This window comes from Streptomyces tricolor (assembly GCF_002155905.1).
In the GTDB taxonomy this organism is placed as follows: domain Bacteria; phylum Actinomycetota; class Actinomycetes; order Streptomycetales; family Streptomycetaceae; genus Streptomyces; species Streptomyces tricolor.
This window is the reverse complement of sequence record NZ_MUMF01000312.1, coordinates 16,012-16,290: the sequence shown is the minus strand read 5'-3', so window position 1 is coordinate 16,290 and position 279 is coordinate 16,012. Positions and strand designations below refer to the sequence as shown.

The window sequence follows — 279 nt, the reverse complement described above, 5'->3', positions numbered from 1 at the left end:
GCGAAGAGCAGCCCGTCCCCCTTGCGGATCTGCCGGCCGCCCAGCTCGGTGTCCTGCTTGGCGTAGTAGGCGAAGACGGTGCTGAACGGCGGCTCGTCCCACAGGGACTGCTCGATCGCCTCCGGCACGGTCATCTGGCCGCCGTTGAGCTGAGCGCGGAAGCCGGGCTCGGTGAGGACCATGCGCAGCGCGTTGGCGAGCAGGTTGGCGGTGGCCTCGTAGGCCGCGAAGAGGACGACCCGCAGGTGTTCGCGGACCTCGTCGTCGCTGAGCCCGGCC

1 pseudogene is annotated in these 279 nt (G+C 70.6%); it reads right to left on the bottom strand.

Annotated features, from left to right (window positions below):
- A pseudogene (locus CCN44_RS46390) lies at window positions 1-279 on the bottom strand (cytochrome P450); the annotation flags it as partial.